This is a genomic window from Pseudomonas sp. MWU13-3659, from assembly GCF_023757525.1.
GTDB lineage: Bacteria > Pseudomonadota > Gammaproteobacteria > Pseudomonadales > Pseudomonadaceae > Aquipseudomonas > Aquipseudomonas entomophila_E.
Window position 1 is genome coordinate 1 of sequence record NZ_JAMSHW010000061.1, and the last position, 8,465, is coordinate 8,465.

The following is an 8,465-nucleotide window of genomic DNA, read 5'->3' on the forward strand; positions in this document are numbered from 1 at the left end:
CGTCTTTCCACTCTTGCCGTTACGCTGGTTGGTTTCATCCTCTGGGCGCTGCGCGCCCGACGGATAACCCAGGTGGAGGCCGAGTTCGGCACTCAAAGCGCGTTCGATCAGAGCCTTCTTGAACGCCGCAGAGGCATCCTCGATAGCCTCTGCGGACATCAGGCCCTCACCGAACTGCTCCAGCAGCTCTTTGGGGATTTTGGGCAGGTCACGCAAGGGTTTCTTTTTGGTTGGCATACATGCACCTCATACTCATGTTATGCCCGAACACAAAATTTCTGACACCCTCTCCAAATCAAGAGTGAAAGTGGCACTTCTAGCTGCCGAGCGCGAAGCGCAGGAGGCTAAAAAAGCCTTTCTCGAGCTTGTGCACGCTGACACTACCGAGAACCCGGAACTTATCCAGCCCATCCCCGCATCGTTGCTAAATCGCATGGCGCATCTTCGGGCTCGGGCGCAAGCGAATCGCGAGCGTAACGAGCTGCTAGAGGGTTGAAACATGCCGTCAGGGACGATGACGATAGTCAATGATTGGGCGCTGTTTGGCCATCCGCTGTTTCTCGGGCGCTTCGAAGCGTTGATTGCCGAAGCTGAGACACTGGCGCTAAAGACCCGGACGGATTTCATCACCATCTCCATTTCAAGCTTCTGGAAAAGGGCGACACCTACATCATGGAGCGCGTTCCGGAAGCTCCTGGTGCCAGGACCTACCTTCAGGGCAATTCGCTCGGAAAGAACTGTCGGCACTGGCGCAGGGTGATAGCCGGGCTTCCCAATCGCTATCGCCTTTTCTTCCAGTATGGCTGAACGACGAGGCGACCCTTCGCAAGGATGGCTCTCGATCCGATGCGGTTTCCAGGGGGATGCTCAAGCATGGCGTAATGCTGGGTACCTTCGGTGAGCTTCTCAGGGCGTCTCGTCCGGTACCCGAGCACAGTTGAACAAATCTGATCAGGGATAAACGGTGCGATAGTCGGCAGACACCTTCTGCGCAATCGCATCGCAATTCAAGCCCGCTCCCACGATGATTCCTGTACTGCCGACGTCTCTTCGCGGAGCGCGCCAGCAGTTCCTTTACGTCGCAATAAACAGGGCGTTCCGAGAACGGCAGAAATTTGGGAAGCGTCTGGCATACAACCGGTTGTCGTTTTCGTAGGCTGCACCCCTTGTCTACAGGGAGAGCAGACCATGGCGCTCAACGGCTACATGAGTATCAAAGGCAATCGACAGGGCTTGATTTCGGCGGGGTGTAATACCCAGCCATCCATTGGCAACAAATGCCAGCTCGTGCACCAGGACGAAATAACGGTGCTGTCCTTCAATCACGCTATTGCCACCCCTGATACCAACCAACGTGCTGTGCATCAGCCCGTGGTGATCACCAAGCACATCGACAAAGCCACACCCTTGCTGGCCCAGGCCGTGGACAGCCGGGAAGTGGTCGACTGCGATATCCAGCTGTACCGCATTCATTCGGCGGGACATCGGGAAAAGTACTTCTCCGTCAGGCTGGAGGGCGCGGTGGTCGTCAGCCAGGAGCTGGACGTGCCCCACTCGACGCTCTTGACCGACCAGGACGCAGAGAAGCGGCTGCTTATCAGCTATCGGGCCATCAGCTGGATTCATCACGCTGCCGGTACCACCGGGTACTCCACCTGGGGGGAAGAGCTATGAGCCAGCGCGAAGAATATGGTGGGCGGCTGGATGAGGCGTATTGGGAGGTGAATGCGGCGGCCTCTCGGTTGATCAGCTATGGCTGCGGGGTCAGCGCGCGTCATTTGAGCGACATCAGGCTTCGGATGCAGTTCAACCGGGAGTTGGCCTACTACGCGCGACGGGTGGTAAACGATGTGTATGAGCGCCAGATGGAACCAGAGCAGGCGCTTGCTGCATTGAAAGCAGAGAAAAATAGCCTTCAACTTCAGAAGGATAGAATTGCCACGCAGTCAGTTGGGCTTCTCGGTGGCGTGGGGCAGCTAGTAACAGGAGGTGGCATTTGCTACGGCTCACTGGGGACGCTCTGTGCTGTAGTGGGCGGGCCTTTGATTGCACATGGAGCAAATAATGTGTATGAAAATCTCAGGGGGTTGTACGAGGGGCGTGACGATATTCAGGGGCCTGTTAAAAAGGGCTATCAAGAGGTTTCGAAAGCATTAGGTTATACAGCGCGCGAGGGGAAGGCGGCTTATCTAGTTGCTGACTTATCATTGTCTATAGGTGCCTTGTTTAGACCTGTACTTAAGCCCGATGCATGGCGTCTATACAAATACTATCGTGTTGACAAAGAGGCTGCGATTCGGCAGATGAGTAACACAGCAATGGGAGCTGAGGCGGCACTCAATACACCTACCGCAATTGATCTGTACAAAGAGTACAAAAAGTGACTATGAAAGGTCTTCTTTTGTTTGTTGGGCTTGATGTCTTGTTGACCATATGTTTTGCCAAAATTGTCCTCCGCAGGAGGGCGCTGGCAACAATAATGACATTGTTTAGCATATTGATGATGGCTGTTTACTTGAAGTTATTTGGTGGCTCGGGGCTGATTAACTATTCATTTGACTATGGCGATGGTTTTGAGCGGGAGTTAAATATAGTGATAACTATCAGCATGGCTATGTTTTTGTTTCACGCTTGGTTTATATAGGCTTTATCAGTCGGACTATATGAATTAGGGCACTTGTCGAGTGCGAAACGTGAAGAGCATGCAGTGCGCCAGGTCATCTGGCAGGTCGCGGCCCGCCGAAGTACCTACTAGACACTGAACAAGCGCAGCGCACTGTATCTCGAGCGGCTCTGTAATTTTGTCGCTCATAGGCTACCAAACTGAGGTTTTCTGCAGGTTTTGTAGCCTTTGTGACTCAAAGTTGTCTGGATAAGGATGTTGTCGTGATGTGGCTCAAGGGCTGCATGATTGATGTCATTGTCGGTGGCGATCCGGAGCGGCTTGGTCGCAGCCTTGCCAGCTTGCCTTCCCAACAACCCTGAGTACAGCCCATGCTTGCCCTACGCCCACCCGATCATTGCAACGAGCCCGCAAGCAGCGCCAACAGGGCATCAGCATCCAACTTGGCACTCACTTCACCACCCTCCAGCAAGCTGTCGGCCAGGTCTCGTTTGCGCGCATGCAGGGCGACGATCTGCTCCTCGATGGTGTTCTCGGCTACCAGCCGGTAGATCGTCACCGGACGCTGCTGACCGATGCGATAGGCACGGTCACTGGCCTGATCCTCCACCGCCGGGTTCCACCAGGGGTCGAGGTGGATCACATAGTCGGCGGCGGTAAGGTTTAGGCCGCTACCACCAGCTTTCAGGCTAATGAGGAAGACTTCACCCGCGCCAGCCTGGAAGGCATTGACTCGGCTTTCCCGTTCCTTGGCGGGCACGCTGCCATCGAGGTACTGGTAGGCGATGCCTTTTTCATCGAACCAGGCACGGACGATACTCAGGTGATCGACGTACTGGCTGAAGATCAAGGCCTTGTGGCCATTGTCCAAAAGCTCTTCGACGATCGCGGTGACAGCCTGGAACTTGCTGCCAGGCAGGGTCGAGCCGGGAGTCACCAGGGCCGGGTGGCAACAGAACCGGCGCAGACGGGTGATTTCCGTGAGTATCTGGAATGATCTGCCTGCCCCGGGCGCCAGATCAGAGACATTGCTCACCGCTTGCTGGCGAAGGGCCTCATAGAGGTGAGCCTCTTCATCGGACAGCGGTACTTTGTAGGTAATCTCCGTACGTGCCGGTAATTCGTCGAGCACCTGGCTTTTCAGGCGGCGCAGGATAAAGGGCTGGATGAGCGCTTTCAGAGCCCGTCGGGCTGCTGCATCTCCCTGCTCGATGGGGGTAGCGAAGCGGCTGTTGAAGTGTTCCTGGCTGCCGAGCAGCCCCGGGTTGATGAAACGGAACAGGTTCCACAGCTCGCCCAAGTGGTTTTCCAGCGGGGTGCCGGTGGCGACCACGCGGAAATCGGCCTGCAAGGCCATCACTGCTTGAGAGCGTTTGGTCTGGGCATTCTTGATGGCCTGGGCCTCGTCCAGCACAACGCTGTGCCAGTGGCAGGCGGCGAAGGCTGCGCTGTCCTGCTGCAATAGCCCATAGCTGGCGATCACCAGATCGCCGGGGCCGAGATCTGCCAGACTGCGTGCTTGCTGATACAGATGCAATTTCAGTTGTGGCGCGAAACGCCGGCTCTCAGCCTGCCAGTTGAGGGTTACCGACGTCGGTGCCACGACCAGTTGCGGGCCACCGGCGGCCCGCTGCAGCAGAACGGCCAGGAGCTGTACCGTCTTGCCCAGGCCCATGTCGTCGGCCAGGCATGCACCGACACCCCATTGAGCCAGGCGTGCCAACCAGGTGAAACCCTCATGCTGATAGGCGCGCAGGTCGGCCTGCAGGGTGCGAGGGAGCTGAGGTTGGAGGTCGCGCATCGACTGCAGTTTTTCGAGGTGCGCCTGCCAGCTTTTATCGGCCTTGAACTCACTCACCTCGGCGGCCAGCCCGGCCAGCAACGGGGTAGTCAACGGGCTGAGGCGAAGGCCCTGGTCCGTGACCCGATCAGCCAGATACGCCAGTTCCTCCAGGTGTTTGCGCAAGCGCTTGTCGAGTGCCAGCCAGTCACGCTCGTCGAGCTTGAGGAAACGTCCGGGGCTGGCCTTGAGCAGTTCCAGAAGCTGGCGCAGTTGCAGCACTTTGCCGTCATCGAGTGCGATTTCACCTTGCAGGATGAACCAGTCACCCTGTTTGCGCACGCCCAGCTTGAGCGCGTCCAGGTTCACGCGGCCCTTTATGCGCAGGCGCTCGCCCTCTGGCCAGACGCAGTGCAGCAAGTCGCCGTCCAACGCATGCAGTTCGCCGAGTACCTGCAAGGCATCCTGAGGCTGGTCCAGCTGCCATTCCTGGCCATCGCTAGTGGCGTTGGCCAGGCCGGGGCAGGCATGCAGTACCTGTTGCAGTGCCTGGCGTTCGCCCGCCAGGTCGCGGCAGACCTGCAAGGGTTTGCCGTCGCGCTCGCCAAGCAGGTTCTGCGCGCCCTGGCCCGGGCGAAACCAACTGCTCTCGGCCAAAGGGCGCACCAGCAGTTGCAAGCGCAAGCCCTCGGCAAGTGGCAGCAAATGCGCGTACAGGCGCGTATCGGCAGGCTCCTGTTCAAGGTTGACCGAGAGCTCGGGCAGGTCCGAATGGATGGGCAGCAGCGGGGCGATGGCGCTGACGGCTTCTATCAGTTGCGCCTTGCCCGATTGCGGTACGCGCAGGCCGTCGCCGATGATCCTGGCGATCTGGCGCAGATCACTGTTGACCGGGTAGATCTGCAAACGGGTCGGTGTTTGCTGATGAACGTAGAAGGTGTCGGCGGTGACGATGCCCGGCGGCTCGAGACGCAGATGGATCTGCCCGTCCTCGGCCTGAAGGTGCAGGCTGGCCTCGCCTGCCTGGAGATCGATGCGTGTGTCAGGGGCATCTTGCCAGAACAACGCCGGATGACCGACCAACCTGGGCAGGGCCATGCCAAGCGGTAATTCGTACTCGGCGTGGGAATAGAAGGACTGGCTGACCTGGATGGTGCTGATCACCTGGCGGTCTTGCTCGCAGAGAAAGTCCAGGCTGTCGCCCTCGTCCATCAGGCGTTTGAGTGCCACGGGCCGGCCCTTGCTCCATTGTCCCTTGGCCCCCAGCTTCTGCTCGCGCGGCTCAAGCTGGTTGCCGTAGCGATGAAGATTCAACAACCACGCCAGGCGGGTGCTCTTCTTGCCAGCTGCGGCGGCCGGTGCATTGGCCGGTTTCAGCTGGCTCAGTGCGCTAAGGGCATGCTGCCAGGCTTCCTGGCGCTGAAGCAGCGCAGTCAGTGGTTTGAAACCTGCATCGTGATGCAGGTCTTGAAGCTGGCGGGGCACGCCGAATTGCATGGTGATCAGGGCGTCGAATTCTGCCGCCAGCCAGCTGTAATCCTGTTGATCGAGTTCGCCTCGGTAATCTTCCAGCTTCGCGCGCCAATCGGGCCCACGCGCGAGTGGGGCATCCAGCCAGTACAGTGCCAGGGAGAGCATCAGCCCATCCAGGCCATTGAGGGTGGTTGACCGCAGGTACGACAAGTCCGGCGTGTTGCCTTGCAAGCGCTCGAACACCTGATAGAGCGCGGGATAAGCGCTGCCGTAGTTTTCCTTTGTACCTAGAACCAGTGCCTGTTTGAGCGCAGCGTAGTGCTGGCTGTCGTTCTCAGCGATCAGCGCCAGGCAGTACAGTGCATTGAGCAACGGTGGCAGGTCGATTTTGCGCTTTTTGGTCTGTTTGCGCTGATCGGTGAGCCAAGCCCGCAGCAATCGCAGGGTCTCGTCGGGCTGGCCGCGCAGCATCGACTGCAGGCACTGTGTTGTCAGCGGCAGCTCTTGCTCGCCATAGTGCTGCAGCGCCGCCCAGTCGCCACGCCAAAGCGCCTGTTGGATCAGTTGCAGGCGCAGTGCGGGGCACGGCCTGAGTGCCATCTCCTGCTTGGCCAATGCATAGCTCTCGGCTACCGGCCCCAGCAGGTCGTTGTTCAGGCGCAGGTGATCCTCGATCAGCAGCCCACGTACCGTCTCGTCCAGTTTGCCGATCACTTCCCGCCCGGCCGGATCGCACTGCAGCAGGCGCATAGGGTGCTGGGCATGCCATTCGCTCGCGGGGAGCAGCCTGCCCGACAGGTACAGCGACTCGGGCAGTCGCTGACTGTCACCGCTCAGCAGGCGTAGCCAAAGTTCTTGGAGTACTCGGGATTTGCCAGGCATTTGCCATTGCCCAAGTGCAGGCAAGCTGGCGTTGATCCGGTGCAAGCGCAGTCTCCCCTCGGCTGTGCCCAGCAGGCTGAGGAGCACGCTGTTACGAGACTGTGCTGCCACGCAGAAATATAGCCCTTCGTTGCGCTGCTCGACTTCGATCCAGCCCTGGCTTTGCAGCCACTCCAGCAAGGCGGGCAAGGTCGTGGCGTCAAGCAGCCTGCCACCATCGTCACGGATCTCCATGGCCCGCAGCAGTTTGAGCAGCGAGGTCTTGCCTTTGCCAGGAACCGAGGTTACCAGCGCATAGAGCACAGCCTTGCAATGATCAGGCAGCGAATGGGGGGAGAGGGTGCTAAGCGACATCCTGGATCTCTTTGATGCGGTTGTGGCACGGGCGCCATGGTTCAAGTCACCTGGCGATGTTCGCGCTGAGGTCGGCCTCGACAGCAACTTGGCGCCATGCCTACCTATTGCAGTGCTTGATTCGGATTATAAAAAAACGGTGAAAGAGGATAGCACCAGGCATCGCTTCAATGCGGGCGTTTGGACGGTTACTTGGCCGGACGCCTGGCGTTCACCCCGATCGAACAGCAATTGCTGCAGTCGTCGGGTGTTCTGTGGGCTTCGAGTCAAGGAGCTCTCAGAACTTCCAGTCGTGCCGCGAAGCATATGTTCAGGGAGTCTTGTGGCTGAGCATGCGTTCGCTGGCCGTCTTTCTACCTGCATCGCGGGGCAAGCCCGCTCCCACGATGATTCCGGGGCTACCGACGGTTCTTCGCGGAACGTGCCAGCAGCGGTCGAAATAAACAGAGCGTTCCGCGAACGGCGGAAATTTGGGAAGCGTCTGGCATACAACCTGTTGTCGTTTTCGTAGGCTGCACCCCTTGTCTACAGGGAGAGCAGACCATGGCGCTCAACGGCTACATGAGTATCAAAGGCAATCGACAGGGGTTGATTTCGGCGGGGTGCAATACCCAGCCATCCATTGGCAACAAATGCCAGCTTGTGCACCAGGACGAAATAACGGTGCTGTCCTTCAATCACGCTATTGCCACCCCAGATACCAACCAACGTGCCGTGCATCAGCCCGTGGTGATCACCAAGCACATCGACAAGGCCACACCCTTGCTGGCCCAGGCCGTGGACAGCCGGGAGGTGGTCGACTGCGATATCCAGCTGTACCGCATTCATCCGGCGGGCCATCGGGAAAAGTACTTCTCCGTAAGGCTGGAGGGCGCGGTGGTCGTCAGCCAGGAGCTGGACGTGCCCCACGCGACGCTCTTGACCGACCAGGATGCCGAGGAGCGGCTGCTTATCAGCTATCGGGCCATCAGCTGGATTCATCACGCTGCCGGTACCACCGGGTACGCCACGTGGGGGGAAGAGCTATGAGCCAGCGCGAAGAATATGGTGGGCGGCTGGATGAGGCGTATTGGGAGGTGAATGCGGCGGCGTCTCGGTTGATCAGTTATGGCTGTGGGGTCAGTGCTAAACACCTGAGTGATCGGCGGTTGCGGATGCAGTTCAATCGGGAACTGGCTTATTACGCGCGGCGAGTTTTGGATGATGTGTACGACCGTAAATCCAGTGCTGGGGATGCGCTTATTGAGCTGAGGAATGAGAGGGACAGGCTGAAAACTCAGTCGGAACGCATCACTTTGCAAGCGATTGGTGTTGTTGGCGGGACAGGGCAGATTATCACCGGTGCCGGTATTT

The 8,465-nt window shown here is 58.6% G+C and carries 5 protein-coding genes and 2 pseudogenes; 5 read left to right on the forward strand and 2 right to left on the reverse strand.

The window, feature by feature from the left end; all coding sequences use genetic code 11:
• A pseudogene (locus NGM28_RS28110) lies at positions 1-237 on the reverse strand (IS256 family transposase); the annotation flags it as partial.
• A 411-nt stretch (positions 238-648) separates the two neighbouring features.
• Between NGM28_RS28110 and NGM28_RS28115 the strand changes: the two are divergent.
• From NGM28_RS28115 to NGM28_RS28125, 3 genes are all read left to right on the forward strand, one after another.
• A complete protein-coding gene (locus NGM28_RS28115) occupies positions 649-807 on the forward strand; it encodes a type II toxin-antitoxin system YhaV family toxin (protein WP_252092504.1) in 159 nt (52 codons plus the stop codon).
• Positions 808-1,188: 381 nt separating this feature from the next.
• A complete protein-coding gene (locus NGM28_RS28120; protein WP_252092500.1) occupies positions 1,189-1,674 on the forward strand; it encodes an Hcp family type VI secretion system effector in 486 nt (161 codons plus the stop codon).
• The gene (locus NGM28_RS28125; protein WP_252092501.1) at positions 1,671-2,384 is read left to right on the forward strand and encodes a DUF4225 domain-containing protein; all 714 of its coding nucleotides are present in this window, start codon (positions 1,671-1,673) and stop codon (positions 2,382-2,384) included. The genes NGM28_RS28120 and NGM28_RS28125 overlap by 4 nt, the downstream gene beginning before the upstream one ends.
• Positions 2,385-3,017: 633 nt before the next feature.
• Here the strand turns inward: NGM28_RS28125 and NGM28_RS28130 are convergent.
• Positions 3,018-7,112 (reverse strand): DEAD/DEAH box helicase, encoded by a 4,095-nt coding sequence (locus NGM28_RS28130; RefSeq protein ID WP_252092502.1) that lies wholly within the window; start codon positions 7,110-7,112, stop codon positions 3,018-3,020.
• Positions 7,113-7,655: 543 nt separating this feature from the next.
• Here NGM28_RS28130 and NGM28_RS28135 point away from each other — a divergent pair.
• Both NGM28_RS28135 and NGM28_RS28140 read left to right on the forward strand, forming a co-directional pair.
• The gene (locus NGM28_RS28135) at positions 7,656-8,141 is read left to right on the forward strand and encodes an Hcp family type VI secretion system effector (RefSeq protein ID WP_252092503.1); all 486 of its coding nucleotides are present in this window, start codon (positions 7,656-7,658) and stop codon (positions 8,139-8,141) included.
• Positions 8,138-8,465 (forward strand): annotated as a pseudogene (locus NGM28_RS28140) (DUF4225 domain-containing protein); the annotation flags it as partial. The gene NGM28_RS28135 and the pseudogene NGM28_RS28140, both read left to right, overlap by 4 nt.